Origin of the sequence: Lelliottia sp. JS-SCA-14 (genome assembly GCF_035593345.1) — a bacterium.
GTDB lineage: Bacteria > Pseudomonadota > Gammaproteobacteria > Enterobacterales > Enterobacteriaceae > Enterobacter > Enterobacter wanjuensis.
The window spans coordinates 3,796,668-3,819,323 of the sequence record NZ_CP141606.1; the positions used below are offsets into that span (position 1 = coordinate 3,796,668).

Here is a 22,656-nt window from a genome sequence, read left to right on the forward strand (position 1 = left end):
GCGCTTACCCGGCCTACAAAACCCGTTGGCCTGGCAAACATTGACCTTGTAGGCCGGGTAAGGCGAAGCCGCCACCCGGCATTTCAGTCAGGCTATATTCAAATACTTGTGCGTCTGCATCGACAAACGCCAGTTGCGGGCGATACAGGTTTCGATGCACAGACGCGTGGCGTCGTCTTTCTGGCTGATCGGCTGCAGGGCAATAATGCGCTGCTTTTCATCCGTCAGCGTCGCCAGCAGTTCGTCGAGTGCTTCAATATCACGTACGCGTCCAACCGGGTGTTTGATCTCATCGGCGCGTTCAAGCGCCTGCGACAGCACGTCATACCCACCACGCATATTCACTTTTGGCGACACGGTCACCCATGTCGAGTGGGAGCAGCGCACTTCGTGGGTGCCGCTGGTTTCGATCTGGCAGCTGTAGCCATTCTTTTCCAGCAGATCCGTCAGCGGGGTGAGATCGTGGATGCAGGGTTCGCCACCGGTGATCACGATGTGGCGGGCAGTCCAGCCCTGACGACCAATGATCGCCAGCAGGTCTTCCGCGCTACCAGCGCCCCATTTATCGCTCTCTTTGGTTTTGGCCAGAATACTAAACAGCGACACTTCCCGATCTGCGAGTTTATCCCACGTATGTTTGGTATCACACCAGGCACAGCCGACCGGGCATCCCTGTAAACGAATAAAAATAGCAGGAACGCCGGTGAAGTAACCCTCGCCTTGCAGGGTCTGGAACATCTCGTTAATCGGGTACTGCATAGTCATCTCAGTAAAGGGGATAAACGATAAGTATCGCAGATCCCCGCCTAAGTATCATGCCCGATCGGTGCTTTACGCCTCAATCGCCGCCACAAAGCGGGCGGTAATCTGCTGTGGACGCGTGATCGCCCCGCCGACCACCACCGTATGCGCGCCTAATTCCAGGCAACGCGCGGCCAGTTCGGGTGTCTCGACGTTGCCTTCAGCGACAACAGGAATCGTCGCCGCCGCCAGCACCTCGCGTAAGAATCCACAATCATTTTCACGCAACAGACGGCCTGTCGTATTCGCCGTATAGCCATGAAGCGTGGTGCCGACGCAGTCAAATCCGAGATCCTGCGCGGTTTTAGCCTCGGCGACGGTAGCGATATCCGCCATCAACAGCAGAGAGGGATAGCGCGCGCGAATCTTCTCGACCAGCGCGGCCAGTGTTTCGCCGCCTGGACGCGGACGGTCGGTGGCGTCGAGGGCAATCATTTCCGGCGTCACCGTCATCAGCTCGTCGATCTCTTTCATCGTCGCGGTGATAAACACCTCACTGTCCGCATAATCACGCTTGATGATGCCAATCACCGGCAAAGAGACGGTCTCTTTGATGGCGGCAATATCCACCACGCTGTTGGCGCGAATGGCGACCGCCCCGCCCTGCGCGGCTGCCAGCGCCATGCGCGACATGATGAATGAACTGTGCAGCGGTTCGTTTTCCAGCGCCTGACAGGAGACGATCAATTTGCCTTTCAAAACATCCAGTACCGTTTTCATTACGCTAAACTCTCTTCGACTTCGTTTTTAATGATGGTGACGTGCGGGCCATAAATGACCTGAACCCCGTTCCCTCGGACGATGACGCCGCGTGCGCCGGTCGCTTTCAGTGCCGCTTCGTCGACCTTGCTGCCGTCTTTTACCGTGACGCGCAGACGCGTGGCGCAGCAGTCCACCTCTTCCAGATTATCCCTGCCGCCTAAACCCGCAATCACCGCCGCCGCGCGTTCGCTCTGTGGCAGCGAGCTTTCGACAACCGCCTCTTTCTCGCGGCCTGGCGTCGCAAAACCAAAGCGGTTAATCAGGTAGCGGAAGGTGAAGTAGTAGAGGAAGAACCACGGCACGCCGACCAGCGGGACGTACATCCAGTGGGTTTTGGCTTCGCCCTGCAGGACGCCAAACAGAATGAAATCGATGAAACCGCCCGAGAAGGTCTGCCCGATGGTGATGTGCAGAATGTGGGCGATCATGAACGCCAGCCCGTCGAAGAAGGCGTGGATAACGTATAACACCGGCGCGATAAACAGGAACGAGAACTCAATCGGCTCAGTGATCCCGGTCAGGAAAGAGGTCAGCGCCGCCGAGAGCAGCAGCCCCGCCACGCGTTTTTTGTTTTCCGGTTTTGCCGTGTGGTACATCGCCAGACACGCGCCCAGCAGGCCGAACATCATGGTGATAAAACGCCCGGACATGAAGCGCGAGGTGCCGATGTAAAACTGCTGAGTATTAGGGTCGGCAAGCTGCGCGAAGAAGATGCGCTGCGTCCCTTCCACCAGCTGGCCGTTGACGATTTCACTTCCGCCCAGCGCCGTGGTCCAGAACGGCAGATAGAAGATGTGATGCAGGCCGAACGGGCCAAGCATACGCAGGATAAACCCGTACAAGAAGGTGCCGAGATACCCGGTCGCATCCACCAGGCCGCCGAGGCCAAAAATCATTTTCTGGAAGTGCGGCCAGACAACCGTCATCAGCGCACCGACCACAATCGCCGCCAGCGAGCTGATAATCGGCACAAAGCGCGAGCCGCCGAAGAAGCCGAGGAACTGCGGCAGGGCGATTTTGTTGAAGCGATGGTGCAGCGCGCAGGTCACCAGACCAATTACCACGCCGCCAAAGACGCCGGTTTCCAGCGTCTGAATCCCCAGCGTCATTCCCTGCCCGACTGCGCCAGGATTTTCATGGGCCAGCGTGCCGGTAAGGATCAGCAGCGCATTGATGGTGGCATTCATTACCAGAAAAGCGAGCAGCGCCGCCAGCCCGGCGGTGCCTTTGTCGGTTTTCGCCAGCCCGACGGCCACGCCCACGGCAAACAGCACCGAGAGGTTAGCAAAGACAATCGAACCCGCGCTGCTCATGATGGTGAAAATCGCCTGTAACCAGCCGACATCCAGGAACGGATAGGCCGTCAGCGTGTTGGGGTTGGACAACGCCCCGCCAATCCCGAGCAGCAGGCCCGCTGCGGGCAGGACGGCTATCGGCAGCATGAACGATTTGCCGAACCGCTGCGCCTTTTCAAACCACGCCCCCGAGGAGGCCCCACTGAACATTTGCATCATAATTTCAATTCCCCTGTGTATTGATGAAAATTTTTACCATACAAATTTATTAAACTGAAAATTATCACCAAAGATCGTGGGATTGATCATACTTTTTTAAAATGACTGGCATCTCTCCCCCGCTTTCCGCCACACTAGCCGCAGAGAAACGCATTAAGGATCCTGCATGTCAGAAAATGAAAACCTGCTGCTGAGGCTGCGCCAGAGCGTCTCCGGGTACAGCCCCATTCAGCAAAAACTGGGCGAGTTCGTGTTAAACGATCCTGCAAAAGTGCTCTATCTGACGATCACCGAGCTGGCGCGCGAAAGTGACACCAGCGAGGCGAGCGTGACGCGCTTATGCCGCGCGCTGGGGTGTAAGGGATATACGGAATTCAAAATGGCGCTGGCGCTGGATGTACAGCGGATCCAGGCGCCTGCCCGAAAGGGCGATGAGATTGATGAAGTGGTGGAGGAGTCGGTGCAGGCGCTGCGGGATACTTCGCAGCTGCTCGACAGAGAGGTGCTGTTAGCCGCAGCGCAGGCGCTGCATCAGTCGCGTTCGGTCTATATCTACGGTGTCGCGGCCAGCGCCATTATCGGCGATTACCTGCACTACAAACTGCTGCGTCTGGGGAAACCGGCCCAGCTATTCAGCGATATGCATCGGGCATCAATGAACGCGACAACCCTGAACCCGGACGATTTGATTGTGGCGATTTCGAGCTCCGGCTCGACGCGCGATCTGCTCCACGTCGTGAAGCTTGCCCGTAAACGCGGCACGAAGGTGCTGGCGCTGAGTAACACGCCGCGCAGCCCGCTGGCGTCGATCAGTGACATGTTACTGGTGGCAGCAAAACCGGAAGGACCGCTGAGCGCGGGGGCGTTGAACGCCAAAGTGGGCGTGATGCTGCTGGTGGAGTTGCTGGCGACGTCGCTTATCACGCTCGACGATCGCTACGGCGATATCAGCCAGCAAACGGCGAGCGCAACACTCCCCCTGCTGCTGTAAATCAGCCATAAAAAAACCCGCCGAAGCGGGTTTTTTCTTAAGAGTGAAAGCTCAGTAGATTACTGACCTTTGATCTCTTTACGACCGTTGTACGGCGCTTTTTCACCCAGTGCTTCTTCGATACGAATCAGCTGGTTGTATTTAGCGACGCGATCAGAACGGCTCATAGAACCGGTTTTGATCTGGCCTGCAGCGGTACCAACAGCCAGGTCAGCGATGGTAGCGTCTTCAGTTTCGCCTGAACGGTGAGAGATAACGGCAGTGTAGCCAGCGTCTTTCGCCATTTTGATCGCAGCCAGAGTTTCGGTCAGAGAACCGATCTGGTTGAATTTGATCAGGATGGAGTTAACGATGCCTTTGTCGATACCTTCTTTCAGGATCTTGGTGTTGGTTACGAACAGATCGTCACCAACCAGCTGGATTTTGTCGCCCAGTACTTTAGTCTGGTATGCGAAACCATCCCAGTCAGATTCGTCCAGACCGTCTTCGATAGAGACGATTGGGTACTGTTTGGTCAGGTCTTCCAGGAAGTGAGTGAACTCTTCGGAAGAGAAGGCTTTGTTGCCTTCGCCAGCCAGAACGTATTTACCGTCTTTGTAGAATTCAGATGCTGCACAGTCCATCGCCAGGGTGATGTCGGTGCCCAGCTCGTAGCCCGCTGCTTTAACTGCTTCAGCGATAACAGCCAGAGCTTCTGCGTTAGAACCCAGGTTAGGCGCGTAGCCACCTTCGTCACCAACAGCAGTGTTCATACCTTTAGCTTTCAGAACTTTAGCCAGGTTGTGGAACACTTCAGAACCCATACGAACCGCTTCTTTCAGGGATTTCGCGCCAACTGGCTGAATCATGAATTCCTGAATATCAACGTTGTTGTCCGCGTGCTCACCACCGTTGATGATGTTCATCATCGGAACCGGCATGGAGTATTTGCCTGGGGTGCCGTTCAGTTCAGCGATGTGCTCATACAGCGGCTGACCTTTAGAAGCAGCAGCGGCTTTGGCGTTAGCCAGAGACACAGCCAGGATTGCGTTCGCACCGAAGTTAGATTTGTTTTCAGTACCGTCCAGGTCGATCATGATTTTATCGATGCCAGCCTGGTCTTTGGCGTCTTTGCCAAGGATTGCCTGAGCGATAGGACCGTTAACCGCGCCAACAGCTTTCAGTACGCCTTTACCCAGGAAACGGGATTTGTCGCCATCGCGCAGTTCCAGCGCTTCGCGGGAACCAGTAGAAGCACCTGACGGAGCAGCTGCCATACCGACGAAACCACCTTCCAGGTGAACTTCGGCTTCAACGGTCGGGTTACCACGGGAGTCGATGATTTCACGACCGATGACTTTAACGATTTTGGACATTAGATTTTCCTCAGTACAAGTTAAACTAAAACTCCAGACAAACAACGCGTACCTGAGGTACGCGTTGCCGTTCTAACTTTTTTTACTTCGCCTGACGCTTCTGATATTCGCTGGCGGCTTTCACAAAGCCTGCAAACAGCGGATGTCCGTCACGCGGCGTTGAAGTAAATTCCGGGTGGAATTGACAGGCAACGAACCACGGATGGTTTGGCACCTCAATGATCTCGACTAACTGATCATCCCCGGAGCGGCCCGCGATACGCAGACCCGCAGCTTCGATTTGTTTCAACAGCATGTTGTTGACTTCGTAGCGGTGACGATGGCGTTCAGTGATGGTTGGCGCGCCATACATCTTGCGAACCAGACTATCATCCGACACCTGGCAAGCCTGAGCGCCAAGACGCATCGTGCCACCCAGATCGCTCTTCTCAGTACGGACTTCGACGTTGCCGTCTTCATCGCGCCATTCGGTGATAAGCGCCACAACAGGGTACTTACAGTCTGGCACAAATTCCGTAGAGTTCGCGTTTTCCATCCCGACTACGTTACGAGCGAACTCGATCAACGCAACCTGCATACCCAGGCAAATGCCGAGGTAAGGAATATTGTTCTCACGCGCATAGCGTGCGGTAGCGATCTTGCCTTCCACACCGCGGTAGCCGAAGCCGCCAGGGATCAGAATAGCATCCAGATCTTTCAGAATTTCGACACCGCGAGTTTCCACATCCTGCGAATCAATCAGCTTGATGTTAACGGAGACGCGATTCTTCAGACCACCGTGTTTCAGCGCTTCGATAACTGACTTATAGGCGTCCGGCAGTTCAATGTACTTGCCGACCATACCGATAGTCACTTCGCCTGCCGGATTGGCTTCTTCGTAGATAACCTGTTCCCATTCTGACAGATTAGCTTCCGGACAGTTCAAGCTGAATCGTTTACAAATATAATCGTCCAGACCCTGTGATTTCAACAGGCCCGGGATTTTATAAATGGAATCGACGTCTTTCAGAGAAATCACAGCCTTTTCAGCAACGTTACAGAACAATGCAATTTTCGCGCGCTCGTTGGCCGGAACGGCACGATCGGAGCGGCAAATCAGGATATCCGGCTGGATACCGATGGAGAGCAGTTCTTTCACGGAGTGCTGGGTCGGTTTGGTTTTTACTTCACCGGCAGCGGCCATGTATGGCACCAGCGTCAGGTGCATGAACAGCGCGTGTTCACGACCAATATCAACCGCTAACTGACGAATCGCTTCCAGGAATGGCAGGGATTCGATATCACCGACCGTACCGCCAATTTCAACCAGCACAACATCGTGGCCTTCGCCACCTGCGATGATGCGCTCTTTGATAGCGTTGGTGATGTGCGGGATAACCTGAACGGTTGCGCCTAAGTAGTCGCCACGGCGTTCTTTACGCAGAACGTCGGAGTAGATACGACCCGTGGTGAAGTTGTTGCGGCGACTCATTTTGGTACGGATGAAGCGCTCGTAGTGACCTAAGTCCAAATCGGTTTCAGCGCCGTCTTCGGTAACGAACACTTCGCCGTGCTGGATTGGGCTCATGGTGCCTGGATCGACGTTGATGTACGGATCCAGTTTCATCATAGTCACATTGAGGCCACGGGCTTCAAGAATGGCCGCGAGAGAGGCTGCGGCAATGCCTTTACCCAGAGAGGATACAACCCCGCCGGTCACAAAAATATAGTTCGTTGTCATGCTGAACCTGAGAAGTTAGGTTGGAACGATGGAATAACCAAGACGGGAAAGTAGTATACCCGAACACGGCGAGCGCCACAAACTTTCATTCTCCGTCTCCTGTCTCAGGCTTTGACAAACATAGGGAGTGAGAAAATAGCCCGTTTTGGGTAAATGTTTTTGACGCAAATCAAGCGCTTGTCATTTAAAAAATCACACAAATTGCGCTTGATCGCAAAAATCCGTTAGAGATCATGTTCCTGGCGTTTTACTTCCTGCCACACTTCTTCCATCAGATCGAGGTCAACGCCGGTCATTTCCAGGCCTCGCGCCGCGACAATCCGCTCAACTTCGCGGAAACGACGTTCGAACTTGAGGTTGGCTTTTTGCAGCGCAGTTTCGGCTTTTACCCCTAAATGACGAGAAAGGTTGACCGTAGCAAACAGCAGATCGCCCATCTCCTCTTCCAGCCGGGCTTCATCAATCACCGCCTGTTTGGCTTCATCCATCACCTCGTCGATCTCTTCGTAGACTTTGTCGAGCACCGGGCCAAGTGAGGTCCAGTCAAAGCCCACGGCGGAGCAGCGCTTCTGGATTTTATGTGCGCGCATCAGGGACGGCAGGCTCAGTGGAATATCGTCCAGCGCCGAGTGCAGGGATTTTTCAGCGCGTTCAGCGCTCTTGATCTGCTCCCAGCGGACCAGCACCTCTTCACTGTTCCCGGCGGTCGCGTCAGCAAAAATATGCGGGTGGCGGCGCTCGAGTTTATCACTGATGGCGGCACAAATATCATTGAAATCAAAGCGCCCTTCTTCCTGTGCCATCTGCGCGTAGAACACCACCTGGAAAAGCAGATCGCCCAGTTCGCCGCGCAGATCGTCAAAATCTTCGCGCGAGATGGCGTCCAGCACTTCGTAGGTCTCTTCAAGGGTATAAGGCGCGATGGTGGCGAAGGTCTGCTCTTTGTCCCACGGACAGCCGTTTTCCGGGTCACGCAGACGTTTCATGATGCCGAGCAGGCGGTCGAGTTGAGTTTCATGGTTCGTGACAGTCATACAGCCTCTTTATCATCTTCACTTTGGCTCATGATAACCTGTCGCCGGATGACTGCCATCCTCTAATGTTATATTCGACAGATTAGTAGCCCATTCAGAGTGACGAACAAAATAACACCGTAACGGATCGTTTCGTAATCTGCTATATCGTACGCCCGCAGTAGACTATGACCATAACCGTGATAGCCCACCGCATCGTAGTATCCCGTGATAATGTGAGCAGCACAGCACAACGTTGTAAAAGTAATTAATAAAAATCGAGAGGATATGCTTGAATGAACCTTGACCAATCGAGACAACAAATAACAGCCAATGAAAACAATAATCCCTGTCAAATAATATAAAATGACTGGAAGCCATGGTTTTGAAGAGAAAATAACATCCTGTTCCATACTTAGTGCCTCAAGTCAGTTTCATTATAAGTGGGCATCAATGACAAAACTGTCACTTCATCGCTGATGATCTCAAGCATAAAAACAGGTTTAGTCATGTCACTCACGCCTCGGACATAGTCTGTCTGATGCAATCTAATGCCGAAGAGATTCCATGACCTTTCTCTTGGCGTAGGAATTCTTCTGGCCATCCCATATCCCGATAGCACAAGATCTATTGTACCGTAAGCAATATCCCCCTGGTTCCCACCATAACCAGCCTTAGATGCCGCGTAATGGTATGCTTCTCTGAGTGGCCCAGAGGCTTCTTCATAAACGGCAAGGTAATAGCCATTCTCATAGATATTGTTCAGACCTTGCAGAATCATTGCAGACCCTGGTACCGTTGCACTTCCACCGGTTGATACACATAGCCCCACGCCGGTAGTAACCTGGCCTATACCTGATAAGAATCCTATTATTTTGGTGTAGAGCTTATATAACTCTGCAGCTCTTTTGTTTTTGTACTCTTGTTCAGCCATCCAACGTGAATAAATTTTATTATTCATTATCACCGAGCGCTGATAGTTAAGAACAGCCGTTTTATACTTTAATATTTCCTCTCCCCCCAACCATGACAAGCAACTCATTTGAATTTCAGTTTCGACCTGCCTGACTACGTCAATTATTCTGCTAAAATAGTCTGATTGCTTAAAATAAAAAGGTTCTGTCATCCACAAACGCTGTGCGACAGCCATAAACTCATCTTTCTGAATGTCAAATTTTTCCTTTGATCCATAAAACATTAGTGCCTCCGATGCGGTTAATTCACATTTAAATTACCTAAACGTAAATATCGGAGAGAGTTTACTGCGTAAAAACATAAAATTGAGCGATCAGATAAGAATTCGGAAATGTGCCCGCTATAGCAAAGAGGCCACCGAGAAATTCAGTGGCCTCCGGTTTATTACCCGCCGTGCAAACGACGCGCGTCGATCACATCCGGCACCTGGTTCAGCTTACCGAGCACGCGGCCCAGCACCTGCAGGTTGTAGATTTCGATGGTCATATCGATGGTGGCAAGCTGCTCGCGGGTATCGCTGCGACTCGCCACGCCCAGAACGTTGACCTTCTCGTTGGCGAGGATAGTGGTGATATCACGCAGCAAACCGCTGCGATCGTTGGCGGTGACGCGCACCACCAGCGAATAGCCTGCGGAGTAGCTCTCGCCCCACACCGCATCGACAATGCGCTCTGGCGCGTGGGATTGCAGCTCGGCCAGCTGTTCACAGTCGGAGCGGTGAATGGAGATCCCGCGCCCCTGGGTGATAAAGCCGACGATGTCATCCCCAGGGATCGGCTGGCAGCAGCGAGCGATGTGGTGCATCAGATTGCCGACGCCCTCGACCACCACGCGGCCATTGTCTTTGCTGCGGTGCTGCGGGGTATAGGTTTTCTGCTGCAGCTGCTTCAGCGCCGCCGCATCCTGCTCCGCCGCGCTCGGTTTGTTGAACTGCGACTGCAGGAAATTCACCATCTGATTGAGACGTATATCGCCCCCGCCAATGGCAGCCAGCAGCTCGTCCAGCTCATTAAAGTTGTAGCGCGGCAGCAGGTGTTTTTCCGCCTCTTTGATGCTGATGCCTAAATGCTCAAGCTCATCGTCAAGGATCTGGCGGCCCGCGAGGATATTCTTGTCGCGGTCCTGTTTACGGAACCACGCGTGAATTTTCGAGCGCCCGCGGCTGGTGGTGACATACCCCAGGTTCGGGTTCAGCCAGTCGCGGCTCGGGTTCGGCTGTTTCTGGGTGATGATTTCAATCTGATCGCCCATCTGGAGCTGATAGGTAAAGGGCACGATGCGCCCGCCAATCTTCGCCCCGATGCAGCGATGCCCCACATCGCTGTGGATGTGGTAGGCAAAGTCGAGCGGCGTTGAACCGGCTGGCAGATCCACCACGTCGCCTTTTGGCGTAAAGACGTAGACCCGATCGTCAAAGACCTGGCTGCGCACTTCGTCGAGCATTTCGCCGGAGTCGGCCATCTCTTCCTGCCACGCAATCAGCTTACGCAGCCACGCAATGCGGTCCTCGTGACCGGTGCGCGTTCCGCTTGATGGGCCTTCTTTGTATTTCCAGTGCGCGGCGACGCCTAGTTCGGCGTCTTCGTGCATCTGTTTGGTACGAATTTGAATCTCAACCGTTTTTCCACCCGGGCCGAGCACCACGGTGTGGATCGACTGATAGCCGTTCGGTTTCGGGTTCGCGACATAGTCGTCAAACTCATCCGGCAGATGACGGAAGTGAGTATGCACTATCCCCAGCGCAGCGTAGCAGTCCTGCAGGCGGTCGGCGACGATGCGCACCGCGCGCACGTCAAACAGCTCGTCAAAGGCGAGATGTTTTTTCTGCATTTTGCGCCAGATGCTGTAGATGTGCTTCGGACGACCGTAGACTTCCGCCCGCACGTTCTCTTCTTTCATCGACTGGCGCAAACCGCCCACGAACTCGTCGATGTAGTGCTCACGATCGATACGACGCTCGTGCAGCAGTTTGGCAATACGTTTGTATTCCGCCGGGTGCAGATAGCGGAAGCAGTAATCTTCCAGCTCCCATTTCAGCTGGCCGATCCCTAAGCGGTTCGCGAGGGGCGCGTAGATGTTGGTACACTCTTTCGCCGCCAGCACGCGTTCATCTTCCGGCGCATCTTTCACTTCGCGCAGGTGGGCGATACGCTCGGCGAGCTTGATGACCACGCAGCGGAAATCATCCACCATCGCGAGCAGCATGCGGCGCACGTTATCGACCTGTTCGGAGGAGACGGAATCCGTCTGAGCGGCTTTCAGCTGGCGAATGGCCGCCATATCGCGCACGCCGTGAATTAGCGCGACGACCGGTTTGCCGACGCTGTCACGCAGCACGTCTTCGCTCACCACTTCGGCATCTGCCAGCGGGAAGAGCAGCGCGGCCTGCAGCGTTTCGAGATCCATGTTGAGCATGGAGAGAATTTCGACCATCTCGATACCGCGCCATAACAGCAGTTCGGCATCGGGATGTCCCGTAGTCGTTCGCAGACAATAGGCCCAGGTTTCGGTTAAGCGTTCACACGACTGCTGGCTGGAAATCCCCAGACTTGCGATCCATTTTTGTGGGTCAAACTCACCAGCTTTATTGAGATGTGCACTTCTTACCGCAACCATCGTCCTCTCCTTTAGGGACCAGGGCCTGTCGAATTCGACAAGCCGAAACGAAATTCATCAGTTTTGCTCGAACAACACCATTGATTCCAGATGCCCAGTGTGCGGGAACATGTCCAGCATTGCCAGACGCTGAATCTGGTAACCCGCGCTCAATAATGCCTCACTGTCGCGGGCAAGCGTGGCCGGATTACAGGAAACATAGACCACGCGTTTTGGCGCGAGTTTAATTATATGCTGCATTACGCCAGGCGCACCCGCGCGTGCAGGATCGAGCAGAATTTTATCGAAACCGTGCTTCGCCCACGGCTGCAAAGTGACATCCTCTTCCAGATTTTCATGAAAAAATGTCACATTGTGCAACGCATTGCGCTCGGCGTTTTCCTGCCCTTTTGCCACCAGCGCCTCGACGCCTTCCACGCCGACTACGCTGGCCGCCCGTTTTGCCAAAGGCAGGGTGAAATTGCCCATTCCGCAAAAAAGATCGAGCACCCGGTCTTCCGGCTGAACGTCCAGCCACTCAATGGCCGTGGCGACCATCTGCTGATTGACGCCGTCATTGACCTGGATGAAGTCGCGCGGGCTGAACGTTAAGCGTAGCCCGTCCGACAGATACCAGGGAGTTTCCCCCGTAACCTGTTCAAGTATCTCGCTTTGGGGCGCAAGAAAAAGCGCCAGCTCGTGAGAATGCGAAAAGCGTTCCAGTTTTTCGCGGTCTTTGGCAGAAAATGGCGCGGTGTGACGCAGGACCATCAGCGGACCGTTGTCGGCCAGCACCAGTTCGACATGGCCGAGCGAGCGCACGCCCTGCAATTCAGAGAGACATTCACGCAGGGGCGGGAGCAGTGCTTCAAGACGGGGCGCCAAAACGGGGCACTGCTTCACATCGACGATGTCACTCGCGGCTGCCTTGCGAAATCCCATCTCCAGCTTTTGCGTTTTCGGCTGGTAGTTCAGGCTCAGACGGGCGCGACGACGATATCCCCACGGCTCGCCGGAGAGTATCGCATTCACATCATGCTTAATCAGACGTGCCAGCGCGGTGCTTTTGCTGCGCTGTTGCAGGGCAACATTCGCATGCTGCTGCTGGCAGCCGCCGCACACGCCAAAATGCGGGCAGCGAGGCGCGGTGCGTTCCGCGCTATCATTAAGACGACGCTTCACCTTGCCGCGCGCATACTTGCTCTTGTCTTCCGTCAGGGTGACTTCGGCGCGCTCGGTGGGTAATAATCCGGGGATGAACACGGTCTTGCCTTGATGACGCGCAACGCCCTGGCCGAACGGGTCAAGGTCTGTCACATCAACAGTTATGATCTGACGCGTCGTCACGCGTCGCTTTGCAGAGTAGAATTGCGCCATCGCCGAGATTTTTCTCAAATAAACATAATGACCCTAATTGTCCCATAACGGAACTCCATGACCAACTACAGCCTGCGCGCGCGCATGATGATTTTGATTCTCGCCCCGACCGTTCTGATCGGTTTGCTGCTGAGCATCTTCTTTGTTGTGCACCGTTACAACGACTTGCAGCGTCAACTGGAAGATGCGGGAGCCAGCATCATCGAGCCGCTGGCCGTCTCCAGCGAATACGGGATGAACCTGCAAAACCGTGATTCGCTCGGCCAGCTAATCAGCGTGCTGCATCGCTGCCACTCGGAGATCGTGCGGGCGATTTCGGTCTATGACGACAACAACCGCCTGTTCGTCACCTCGAATTTTCACCTCGATCCCAGCGAACTCAAAATCCCGGACGGGTCGCCCTTCCCGCGCCACCTGAGCGTACTGCGGCGCGGTGACATCATGATCCTGCGCACGCCGATTATTTCGGAGGGCTATTCACCGGATGAATCGGCCGTGTCCGATGCCAAGGCCAGCAATAATGTACTGGGATATGTGGCGCTGGAGCTGGATCTCAAGTCGGTGCGCCTGCAGCAGTACAAAGAGATCTTTATTTCCAGCGTGATGATGCTGTTCTGTATCGGCATTGCGCTGATTTTCGGCTGGCGACTGATGCGCGATGTGACCAGCCCGATCCGCAATATGGTGAATACCGTTGACCGCATCCGCCGCGGGCAGCTCGATAGCCGCGTCGAAGGCTTTATGCTCGGCGAACTGGATATGCTCAAAAACGGCATCAACTCGATGGCGATGTCGCTGGCGGCCTATCACGAAGAGATGCAGCACAACGTCGATCAGGCCACCTCCGATCTGCGCGAAACGCTTGAGCAGATGGAGATTCAGAACGTCGAGCTGGATCTGGCGAAGAAACGCGCCCAGGAAGCGGCGCGCATTAAGTCAGAGTTCCTGGCGAATATGTCCCACGAGCTGCGCACGCCGCTCAACGGCGTGATTGGCTTCACGCGTCTGACGCTCAAATCAGAACTCAACCCGACTCAGCGCGATCACCTGCACACCATCGAACGTTCCGCGAATAACCTGCTGGCGATCATCAACGACGTGCTGGACTTCTCCAAGCTGGAAGCAGGCAAGCTGATTCTGGAAAGCATTCCGTTCCCGCTGCGCAGCACGCTGGATGAAGTGGTCACATTGCTGGCCCACTCGTCCCACGACAAAGGTCTTGAGCTGACGCTGAATATCAAAAATGATGTGCCGGATAACGTCATCGGCGATCCGCTGCGTCTGCAACAGGTGATTACCAATCTGGTCGGGAATGCCATCAAGTTTACCGAGAGTGGCAACATTGACGTGCTGGTGGAGCGACGGGCGATCAGCAATAACAAAGTGCAGATTGAGGTGCAGATCCGCGACACGGGCATTGGTATTCCCGAGCGCGATCAGTCCCGGCTGTTCCAGGCATTTCGTCAGGCGGACGCCAGTATTTCCCGGCGTCACGGCGGGACCGGCCTGGGGCTGGTGATCACCCAGAAACTGGTGAAAGAGATGGGTGGGGATATCTCCTTCCACAGCCAGCCAAACCGCGGCTCGACCTTCTGGTTCCATATTAATCTCGATCTCAACCCGAACGTGGTGACCGACGGCCCGATGACCGATTGCCTGCGCGGGAAGCGTCTGGCGTACGTCGAGCCGAATGCGGCGGCGGCGCAGAGTACGCTGGATGTGCTCAGCACCACGCCGCTGGATGTGATCTACAGCCCGACCTTCTCGGCGCTGGCGGTCGATCATTACGACATTTTACTGATGGGCATTCCGGTGACGTTCACCGGCGAGCTGACTATGCAGCAGGAGCGGCTGGCAAAGGCCGCGTCGATGACCGATTACCTGCTCTTAGCCCTGCCGTGCCACGCTCAGCTTAATGCTGAAGAGCTGAAAAACGACGGTGCGGCCGCCTGCCTGTTAAAACCGCTTACCGCCACGCGCCTGCTGCCTGCGCTAACGGAATATTGCCGCATCAATCATCACGCGATCCCCGTCACCAGCGAGGATCACAAGCTGCCCATGAGCGTCATGGCGGTGGATGACAATCCGGCCAACCTGAAGCTGATCGGCGTCCTGCTGGAGGATCAGGTGCATCACGTCGAGCTGTGCACCAGCGGCCCGCAGGCAGTCGAACAGGCCAAACAGATGCAGTTCGATCTGATTTTGATGGATATTCAGATGCCGGGCATGGACGGCATCCGCGCCTGCGAGCTGATTCGCCAGCTTCCTCATCAGCAGCAAACGCCGGTGATCGCCGTGACCGCCCACGCCATGGCCGGACAGAAAGAGAAGCTGCTCAGCGCGGGAATGAACGATTATCTGGCGAAACCGATCGACGAAGAGAAGCTCCACAGCCTGCTGTTGCGTTACAAACCGGGCTTCGCGACCGGCGTGACGCTGGCGGCGTCTGAACCTGCCGAAATCGCGGTGAACCCGAATGCCACGTTCGACTGGCAGTTGGCGCTGCGTCAGGCGGCAGGAAAAGCCGATCTGGCGCGGGATATGCTGCAAATGTTGGTCGCATTCCTGCCGGAAATCCGCAACAAAGTGGAAGAACAGCTGGTGGGTGAAAACCCGGAAGACTTGCTTGAAGCCATCCATAAACTGCACGGGAGCTGTAGCTACAGCGGCGTTCCGCGGCTGAAAAATCTGTGTCATTTGCTGGAGCAGCAGCTGCGCTCGGGAACACCGGAATCGGAGCTTGAGCCGGAATTTCTGGAGCTGCTGGATGAGATGGACAATGTGACGCGGGAAGCGAGGAAGGTGCTGGGGGTTAATTAGTGCGGGCTGGGCCCCTCACCCTAACCCTCTCCCCAGAGGGGAGAGGGGATCGCTCGGAGCTGTCTTTTCCCCCTCGCCCCTTTGGGGAGAGATACCGTCTTGTCGGTTATCCGGCAAGCGGTATTTCAGCATTAAATTCTCGTCCGGATTTCACCACGCCATAAGCCAGCTGGAGCAGTTTTCTCATTCCGGCACATACGCGTTCCTTCCCTGTCTTTCCTCTCGCTGCCAGCCTGTCCATCAGATTTTTAACCACCTCATTGCACCTTCCCGCCACCACTGCCGGCATATACAGCGCACTGCGCAGCTCTGCGTGACCTACTTTTGACAGCCTGCTTTTTCCTTTCCACATCCCCGACTCACAGCGCCGTGGATTCAGCCCGGCGTAAGCCACCAGTGCCTTACTGTCACTGAACCGTCTCAGATTACCCGCGAACGCCAGCAGGCTCACGCTCAGCATTTCACCGATCCCGGGGATGCTCTTCAGCAGTTCCCTGTCCCGCTTCAGGTCAGGGTTATCATCGATGTGCTGGCTGATTTTCTTTCGTGTTTCGTCAATCAGTTCATCCAGCATGGCGACATGTTCATGCAGTGAGGGAACAATGACCTCGTCGGCTGCTTCAAGGCGGTTCATCTCCATCTGCCGCATCTCTTCCAGATTACGCAGGTGGCGTACCAGCGCCGTCAGCTGACGCTCGCTCAGCGGCGCAGGATACCAGGGGGCGGGTTGATACAGGGCGCAGTAGCGGGCTATCAGTGCCGCATCACTTTTGTCCGTTTTGTTGCGGGTCAGCTCCGTATTGCCAAACGCGTGTATACGGGCGGGATTTTCGAGGCTGACACAGCAGCCGTTATCGGCCAGCAGGGTGGCAAGTTCAGTGCTGTAGCAGCCCGTCGCTTCCATGCAGACATGGCAGTCGCCAAAACGTGCCAGCCAGCTGAGGAACTCGCGGCATCCGGCAGAGGTGTTAGGGAATTTTTTGGTTTTGTATTTCTGATTAGGCAGCAGGACGGCGACATCAAATTTGAGTTTGGCGATATCAACGCCGACAGGAATAAGCTCCATCATGGCACTCCGTAACCTTATGAATAATATCGCCGGACCATCCTTATATGTGGGTGCTCAGGGCACAGGATACCGTTCGGTCTTGAGGCGACAGGGAAACAGGTTACCGGGGCATAATCTCTCCCACGGGCTCAGTGGCACCAGGGCCGGGTGATGCTCACCGGTAACCTCCCGATGATCAGTCGGGGATCTTCTCCGCAGAAGCGGAGAAGATCAAGACATAAGGGCCGGGGTGAGGGGAAAAATTACCCCCCCATCCCCATTTTCAACACCGCCGCAATATTCCGCGCCGCCATCCGCACATTCACTGCCGCGCTCTCCAGCGCCTCTTCCAGCGTGCACACCCTATAAATCACGCTAAACACCGCGTCGATCCCGTGCTGATGCACCACGCCGACATCCGCCGTCAGGCTGCCCGCAATTCCGATCACCGGCTTGTTGTAGCGTTTAGCCACCTTCGCCACGCCAACGGGGACTTTGCCGTGGATCGTCTGGCTGTCGATACGCCCTTCGCCGGTAATCACAAGATCTGCATCGGCAACCTGTTTATCCAGGTGCAGCGCGTCGGTGACAATCTCGATCCCCTGGCGCAGTTCGGCACCGCAAAACGCATACAGCCCCGCGCCCATACCGCCGGCCGCCCCGCCGCCTTCAAGATTCAGGACGTCGATATCCAGATCGCGGGCAATGATTTTCGCGTAGTGTGTTAGCGCGTCGTCCAGTCTGTCGATCATCTCCGGCGTCGCCCCTTTCTGCGGGCCAAACACCGCCGATGCCCCTTCTTCCCCCGTCAGGGGATTAGTGACGTCGCAGGCCACTTCAATCCGGCAGTCGGCCAGGCGCGAGTCCAGCTCGCTGATATCAATGCGCGCCAGCTTTTCCAGCTCGCCGCCGCCGAGACCAATCGGATTGCCGTCGCCATCCAGCAGCTTCGCCCCCAGCGCCTGCACCATCCCGGCCCCGCCGTCGTTGGTCGCACTGCCGCCGATACCGATGATGATATGTTTCACACCCGCATCCAGAGCGTGACGAATCAGTTCGCCCGTGCCCCAGGAGGTGGTTTTTAGCGGATTGCGTGAGGAAGGCGCGACCATCTCCAGGCCGCTCGCTGCCGCCATTTCAATGAATGCGCTCTGCTCGTCGCCCGATAATCCGTAAAACCCTTCGGCGTTTTCGCCCAATGGCCCCGTGACCCGCACCTTGATAATACCGCCCTGCGTGGCCGCGACCATCGCCTCAACCGTCCCTTCGCCGCCGTCGGCAACGGGCAGTTTGACGTAGTCCGCGTCCGGGAAGATCTCGCGAAATCCCTGCTCGATCGCCGTCGCCACCTCAAGAGCACTCAAACTCTCCTTGTACGAGTCCGGTGCGATTACAATTTTCATAAGCCATCCTTACGCCTGTTGACTGGATTGAGCATACACCCGCGCGGAAAACAAAAATGCCGACTCCCGCAGGAACCGGCATTCACACTTAGCGCACCATGCACGGGCGCTTGTTGTTAAACGTCCAGTCCGGGATGAGATATTGCATCGCCATCGCATCGTCGCGCGCGCCAAGCCCGTGTTTCTGGTAGAGCTCGTGCGCTTTCATCAGCTGATCCATATCCAGCTCGACGCCCAGCCCTGGTGTGGTCGGCACCTGCACCATCCCGCCTTTAATCTCGAACGGCCGTTTGGTCAGGCGCTGATTGCCCTCCTGCCAGATCCAGTGGGTATCGATAGCAGTAATGTTGCCCGGTGCGGCGGCGGCTACGTGGGTGAACATCGCCAGCGAAATATCAAAGTGGTTGTTAGAGTGCGAGCCCCAGGTCAGGCCGAACTCATGGCACATCTGCGCCACGCGCACGGAGCCCTGCATGGTCCAGAAGTGCGGGTCTGCCAGCGGGATATCGACAGACTGCAGCGACAGCGTGTGGCCCATCTGACGCCAGTCGGTGGCGATCATGTTGGTCGCCGTCGGCAGACCGGTTGCACGGCGGAACTCGGCCATCACTTCACGTCCGGAGAAGCCCTGCTCTGCCCCGCACGGATCTTCTGCATACGCCAGCACACCTTTCAGCTGTTTCCCGATGTCAATCGCTTCATTCAGCGACCAGGCTCCGTTCGGATCGAGCGTCACGCGCGCCTGCGGGAAGCGTTTCGCCAGGGCGACAATCGACTCGGCCTCTTCTTCGCCCGCCAGTACACCGCCCTTCAGTTTGAAATCGTTAAAGCCATATTTTTCGTAGGCCGCTTCCGCCAGCCGTACCACCGCATCCGGCGTCATGGCCTCGTCGTGACGCAGGCGATACCAGTCGCATTTTTCATCTGGCTGACTCTGATACTCCAGCGGGGTCAGTTTGCGATCGCCGACGAAGAACAGATAGCCGAGCATTTCGACTTCGCTGCGCTGCTGACCTTCGCCCAGCAGCGAAGCGACGTTAACCCCCAGGTGTTGACCCAGCAGATCCAGCATCGCCGCTTCGATCCCGGTCACCACGTGAATGGTGGTACGCAGATCGAAGGTTTGCAGCCCGCGCCCGCCCGCATCGCGGTCGGCAAACGCACCGCGCACGGCGTTTAAGACATTTTTGTATTCGCCAAGGGTTTTGCCCACCACCAGCGGAATGGCGTCTTCCAGGGTTTTGCGGATCTTCTCGCCGCCAGGGATTTCACCCACACCCGTGTGGCCGGAGTTGTCTTTGATAATCACAATGTTGCGGGTAAAGAATGGAGCATGGGCACCGCTCAGGTTCATCAGCATGCTGTCGTGGCCCGCGACGGGAACAATCTGCATGGACGTAACAACAGGGGTAGAAAACGTGTTCATCGTGCAATCCTTTTGATTAGTGGCGACCGAACGCCGGGCGTTTGCGGTCAAATGTCCAGCCGGGAACGAGATACTGCATCGGGCCCGCGTCATTGCGCGCGCCGCCTGGCAGCGTCTTGTACAGCTCATGCGCCTTGTGGATCTGATCCCAGTCCAGCTCGACGCCCAGCCCCGGCGCATCCGGTACGGCAATCTTGCCGTCTTTAATCTCCAGCGGATTTTTGGTCAGGCGCGCGTCGCCCTCCTGCCAGATCCAGTGGGTATCGATAGCCGTCGGTGTGCCCGGCGCCGCGGTCCCAACGTGGGTGAACATCGCAAGCGATATATCGAAATGGTTGTTCGAATGACAGCCCCAGGTCAGGCCCCAGTCGTCGCACAGCTGCGCGACACGCACCGCGCCGGAGAGCGTCCAGAAGTGCGGATCGGCCAGCGGAATATCCACTGAGTTGAGCATGACCGCATGGCCCATTTCGCGCCAGTTGGTGGCGATCATATTGGTCGCCACCGGCAGCCCCGTTGCGCGGCGGAACTCGGCCATCACCTCGCGACCGGAGAAGCCCTGCTCGGCTCCGCACGGATCTTCCGCGTAAGTGAGGACGTCATTCAGCCCTTTGCACAGCGAAATGGCTTCATCCAGCAGCCAGGCGCCGTTCGGATCGACGGTGATCCGCGCATCCGGGAAGCGTTTTTTCAGGGCGCGGGCGCTGTCGATCTCCTGCTCGCCCGGCAGAACACCGCCTTTCAGTTTGAAATCTTTAAAACCGTAGCGATCCTGTGCCGCCTCGGCCAGACGCACCACCGCCTCGCTGGAAAGGGCTTCCTGATGGCGCAGGCGATACCAGTCGTGATTCCCCGGCGTTTCGGACAGATACGGCAGATCGGTTTTCGTGCGATCGCCCACGTAGAACAGATACCCGAGCACGGTGACCGCGTCGCGCTGTTTACCCGGCCCCAGCAGCTCGCACACCGGCACGTTCAGCGCTTTGCCAAGCAAATCCAGCAGCGCCGCTTCGAGCGCCGCCACCGCGTTCACCCGCAGCTCAAACGTCCAGGCCCCTTTGCCGAATGTATCAAAATCGGCGGCCTGATTGCCTTTGTGGACCTGCTGCACCACTTTGTTCAGGCGCGCAATCTGCTGGCCGACGACCATCGGAACGGCGTTCTGCAACGTCTGGAGGATCACTTCCCCGCCCGGCGCTTCACCCACGCCGGTGTTTCCGGCGCTGTCCGTGAGCACCACGATATTGCGGGTAAAACAGGCGTTATGTGCCCCGCCGATATTGAACAGCATGCTGTCGTAACCGGCCACCGGAATGACCTGCATATCAGTAATCACTGGACTTGATTGAGTATTCATCATGCACGCCCCGTGACCGGTTTGAGTTCGACGCGTTTGATATCGCCCACCAGCACCAGATAGCTGAGGACCGCCACCAGCGCATGGACACCGACGTAAATCAGCGCGCCGTTGAAGGAGCCGGTGGTGCCGACGATATAGCCGATGGCGATCGGGGTAACGATGCCGGAAATGTTGCCGAACATGTTGAACAGCCCGCCGCTGAGACCGCTGATCTCTTTCGGTGCGGTATCCGCCATCACCGCCCAGCCCAGCGCGCCGATGCCTTTGCCGAAGAAGGCCATCGCCATAAAGCCGATAATCATCCACTCGGCGTTGACGTAGTTACAGAACACCATGGTCATGGAGAGCAGCATGCCCAGCACAATTGGCGTTTTACGCGCGATATTCAGCGACCCGGTGCGGCGCATCAGCCAGTCGGAGATCACCCCACCCAGCACGCCGCCGATAAAGCCGCACACCGCCGGAACCGAGGCGACAAAGCCCGCTTTCAGAATCGACATTCCGCGCGCCTGCACCAGATAGACCGGGAACCAGGTGATGAAGAAGTAGGTTAAGGCGTTGATGCAGTACTGCCCGAGATAGATGCCGATCATCATTCGCGAGCCAATCAGCTGTTTGATTTGCGCCCACTTCTGGCTGAAGGGTACTTTGGCTTTATCGCTTTTCAGATCCATGTTGATCAGCGCGCCGCCTTCGGCGATGTACTCCAGCTCTTTCTTGTTCACGCCCGGATGTTGGTTGGGTTCGTAGATCACTTTCAGCCAGACAAAGCTGATGATGATCCCGAGTCCGCCCATGAAGAAGAAGACGTGCGACCAGCCCACCTCGTGGGTCAGCCAGCCCATGATCGGGGCGAAGATCACCGTGGCGAAATACTGGGCGGAGTTAAAAATCGCCACCGCCGTGCCCCTCTCCTGCGCCGGGAACCAGGCCGCGACGATGCGGCTGTTGCCAGGGAAGGACGGCGCTTCCGCCAGCCCAACGAGGAATCGTAAGGTGAAGAGTGCAACGATGATGCCGAAGCCGTTGAAGATATCGACGAAGCCCTGCAGCAGGGTAAACATCGACCAGATAAAAATGGACCAGAAGTAGACGCGTTTCGAGCCGAATCGGTCGAGCAGCCAGCCGCCAGGGATTTGGCCAATCACGTAGGCCCATGAGAATGCGGAGAAGACGTACCCCATGCCGACCGGATCGAGGCCGATATCTTTTGCCATTTCGGAACCGGCAATCGACAGCGTGGCGCGGTCGCCATAGTTGAAGGACGTGACGATAAACAGCATCACCACTATCCAGTAGCGAGCATTGGTGCGCTTCTCAGCGCTGCTCGCCGCTTGGCTTAATGTACTCATTGTTGCACTCCTGAATCTTGGCTTGCGCCAGGTTCATTCTGTACGACATAACCTGTAGGGTAATCAGAATGAGAGGTTAGTGTTTTGCAGTGTTGGTACGGCTTTCCTGAAATAACGGCGCCGTTTTATTGTCTCTGACTGCAT

16 protein-coding genes are annotated in these 22,656 nt (G+C 56.2%); 2 read left to right on the top strand and 14 right to left on the bottom strand.

Translation table 11 applies throughout. The features are described 5' to 3' along the window. Nucleotides 1-87 precede the first annotated feature (87 nt). The 3 genes from queE to U9O48_RS17695 form a co-directional block, all read right to left on the bottom strand. Nucleotides 88-759, bottom strand: a complete 672-nt coding sequence (gene queE, locus U9O48_RS17685) for a 7-carboxy-7-deazaguanine synthase QueE (protein WP_285143737.1) — start codon at nucleotides 757-759, stop codon at nucleotides 88-90. 72 nt (nucleotides 760-831) lie between these two features. Continuing rightward, complete coding sequence (locus U9O48_RS17690) at nucleotides 832-1,521, bottom strand: N-acetylmannosamine-6-phosphate 2-epimerase (RefSeq protein WP_324722888.1); 690 nt, start codon at nucleotides 1,519-1,521, stop codon at nucleotides 832-834. Beyond that, nucleotides 1,521-3,077, bottom strand: a complete 1,557-nt coding sequence (locus U9O48_RS17695) for a PTS transporter subunit EIIC (RefSeq protein ID WP_324722889.1) — start codon at nucleotides 3,075-3,077, stop codon at nucleotides 1,521-1,523. The genes U9O48_RS17690 and U9O48_RS17695 overlap by 1 nt, the downstream gene beginning before the upstream one ends. 166 nt (nucleotides 3,078-3,243) lie before the next feature. Between U9O48_RS17695 and U9O48_RS17700 the strand changes: the two genes are divergently transcribed. After that, nucleotides 3,244-4,068 carry a MurR/RpiR family transcriptional regulator gene (locus U9O48_RS17700; RefSeq protein ID WP_324722890.1) on the top strand — a complete coding sequence of 275 codons (825 nt, stop codon included), beginning with the start codon at nucleotides 3,244-3,246 and terminating at the stop codon, nucleotides 4,066-4,068. Nucleotides 4,069-4,127: 59 nt separating this feature from the next. Here the strand turns inward: U9O48_RS17700 and eno are convergent, their stop codons facing one another. From eno to rlmD, 6 genes are all read right to left on the bottom strand, one after another. After that, the gene (gene eno / locus U9O48_RS17705) at nucleotides 4,128-5,423 is read right to left on the bottom strand and encodes a phosphopyruvate hydratase (protein WP_282492791.1); all 1,296 of its coding nucleotides are present in this window, start codon (nucleotides 5,421-5,423) and stop codon (nucleotides 4,128-4,130) included. 82 nt (nucleotides 5,424-5,505) lie between these two features. Then, complete coding sequence (pyrG, locus tag U9O48_RS17710; protein ID WP_282492790.1) at nucleotides 5,506-7,143, bottom strand: glutamine hydrolyzing CTP synthase; 1,638 nt, start codon at nucleotides 7,141-7,143, stop codon at nucleotides 5,506-5,508. 224 nt (nucleotides 7,144-7,367) lie between these two features. After that, nucleotides 7,368-8,177 carry a nucleoside triphosphate pyrophosphohydrolase gene (gene mazG / locus U9O48_RS17715; protein WP_285154032.1) on the bottom strand — a complete coding sequence of 270 codons (810 nt, stop codon included), beginning with the start codon at nucleotides 8,175-8,177 and terminating at the stop codon, nucleotides 7,368-7,370. Nucleotides 8,178-8,571: 394 nt separating this feature from the next. After that, nucleotides 8,572-9,354: a DUF4225 domain-containing protein gene (locus U9O48_RS17720; protein WP_324722893.1), complete on the bottom strand. Its 783-nt coding sequence runs from the start codon at nucleotides 9,352-9,354 to the stop codon at nucleotides 8,572-8,574. 161 nt (nucleotides 9,355-9,515) lie between these two features. After that, the gene (gene relA, locus U9O48_RS17725; protein ID WP_282492788.1) at nucleotides 9,516-11,747 is read right to left on the bottom strand and encodes a GTP diphosphokinase; all 2,232 of its coding nucleotides are present in this window, start codon (nucleotides 11,745-11,747) and stop codon (nucleotides 9,516-9,518) included. 57 nt (nucleotides 11,748-11,804) lie between these two features. Next, nucleotides 11,805-13,103: a 23S rRNA (uracil(1939)-C(5))-methyltransferase RlmD gene (rlmD, locus tag U9O48_RS17730; RefSeq protein WP_324722894.1), complete on the bottom strand. Its 1,299-nt coding sequence runs from the start codon at nucleotides 13,101-13,103 to the stop codon at nucleotides 11,805-11,807. A 57-nt stretch (nucleotides 13,104-13,160) separates the two neighbouring features. Here rlmD and barA point away from each other — a divergent pair, with 57 nt between their 5' ends. Then, nucleotides 13,161-15,923, top strand: a complete 2,763-nt coding sequence (gene barA, locus U9O48_RS17735) for a two-component sensor histidine kinase BarA (RefSeq protein ID WP_324722895.1) — start codon at nucleotides 13,161-13,163, stop codon at nucleotides 15,921-15,923. 106 nt (nucleotides 15,924-16,029) lie between these two features. On the opposite strand, the gene U9O48_RS17740 is transcribed toward barA, so the two are convergent. The 5 genes from U9O48_RS17740 to gudP form a co-directional block, all read right to left on the bottom strand. Beyond that, the gene (locus U9O48_RS17740; RefSeq protein ID WP_285143723.1) at nucleotides 16,030-16,992 is read right to left on the bottom strand and encodes an IS110 family transposase; all 963 of its coding nucleotides are present in this window, start codon (nucleotides 16,990-16,992) and stop codon (nucleotides 16,030-16,032) included. Nucleotides 16,993-17,234: 242 nt separating this feature from the next. Then, entirely contained in the window at nucleotides 17,235-18,374 is a 1,140-nt protein-coding gene (locus U9O48_RS17745) for a glycerate kinase (RefSeq protein WP_324722896.1), read from the bottom strand. Between the two features lie 88 nt (nucleotides 18,375-18,462). Continuing rightward, nucleotides 18,463-19,800, bottom strand: a complete 1,338-nt coding sequence (gene gudD / locus U9O48_RS17750; protein ID WP_324722897.1) for a glucarate dehydratase — start codon at nucleotides 19,798-19,800, stop codon at nucleotides 18,463-18,465. A gap of 16 nt (nucleotides 19,801-19,816) precedes the next feature. Beyond that, nucleotides 19,817-21,157 carry an enolase C-terminal domain-like protein gene (locus U9O48_RS17755; protein ID WP_324724414.1) on the bottom strand — a complete coding sequence of 447 codons (1,341 nt, stop codon included), beginning with the start codon at nucleotides 21,155-21,157 and terminating at the stop codon, nucleotides 19,817-19,819. Beyond that, on the bottom strand, nucleotides 21,157-22,512 hold the full coding sequence (gene gudP / locus U9O48_RS17760) for a galactarate/glucarate/glycerate transporter GudP (RefSeq protein ID WP_324722898.1): 1,356 nt from the start codon (nucleotides 22,510-22,512) through the stop codon (nucleotides 21,157-21,159). The genes U9O48_RS17755 and gudP overlap by 1 nt, the downstream gene beginning before the upstream one ends. Nucleotides 22,513-22,656 lie beyond the last annotated feature (144 nt).

Bases quoted from the DNA above. Each gene is read 5' to 3' on its own strand.
- eno (WP_282492791.1), bottom strand. From the start codon at position 5,423: ATGTCCAAAATCGTTAAAGTCATCGGTCGTGAAATCATCGACTCCCGT.
- U9O48_RS17690 (WP_324722888.1), bottom strand. From the start codon at position 1,521: ATGAAAACGGTACTGGATGTTTTGAAAGGCAAATTGATCGTCTCCTGT.
- rlmD (WP_324722894.1), bottom strand. From the start codon at position 13,103: ATGGCGCAATTCTACTCTGCAAAGCGACGCGTGACGACGCGTCAGATC.
- relA (WP_282492788.1), bottom strand. From the start codon at position 11,747: ATGGTTGCGGTAAGAAGTGCACATCTCAATAAAGCTGGTGAGTTTGAC.
- U9O48_RS17755 (WP_324724414.1), bottom strand. From the start codon at position 21,157: ATGAATACTCAATCAAGTCCAGTGATTACTGATATGCAGGTCATTCCG.
- mazG (WP_285154032.1), bottom strand. From the start codon at position 8,177: ATGACTGTCACGAACCATGAAACTCAACTCGACCGCCTGCTCGGCATC.
- U9O48_RS17695 (WP_324722889.1), bottom strand. From the start codon at position 3,077: ATGATGCAAATGTTCAGTGGGGCCTCCTCGGGGGCGTGGTTTGAAAAG.
- U9O48_RS17745 (WP_324722896.1), bottom strand. From the start codon at position 18,374: ATGAAAATTGTAATCGCACCGGACTCGTACAAGGAGAGTTTGAGTGCT.
- U9O48_RS17700 (WP_324722890.1), top strand. From the start codon at position 3,244: ATGTCAGAAAATGAAAACCTGCTGCTGAGGCTGCGCCAGAGCGTCTCC.
- U9O48_RS17720 (WP_324722893.1), bottom strand. From the start codon at position 9,354: ATGTTTTATGGATCAAAGGAAAAATTTGACATTCAGAAAGATGAGTTT.
- queE (WP_285143737.1), bottom strand. From the start codon at position 759: ATGCAGTACCCGATTAACGAGATGTTCCAGACCCTGCAAGGCGAGGGT.
- U9O48_RS17740 (WP_285143723.1), bottom strand. From the start codon at position 16,992: ATGATGGAGCTTATTCCTGTCGGCGTTGATATCGCCAAACTCAAATTT.
- pyrG (WP_282492790.1), bottom strand. From the start codon at position 7,143: ATGACAACGAACTATATTTTTGTGACCGGCGGGGTTGTATCCTCTCTG.
- barA (WP_324722895.1), top strand. From the start codon at position 13,161: ATGACCAACTACAGCCTGCGCGCGCGCATGATGATTTTGATTCTCGCC.
- gudP (WP_324722898.1), bottom strand. From the start codon at position 22,512: ATGAGTACATTAAGCCAAGCGGCGAGCAGCGCTGAGAAGCGCACCAAT.
- gudD (WP_324722897.1), bottom strand. From the start codon at position 19,800: ATGAACACGTTTTCTACCCCTGTTGTTACGTCCATGCAGATTGTTCCC.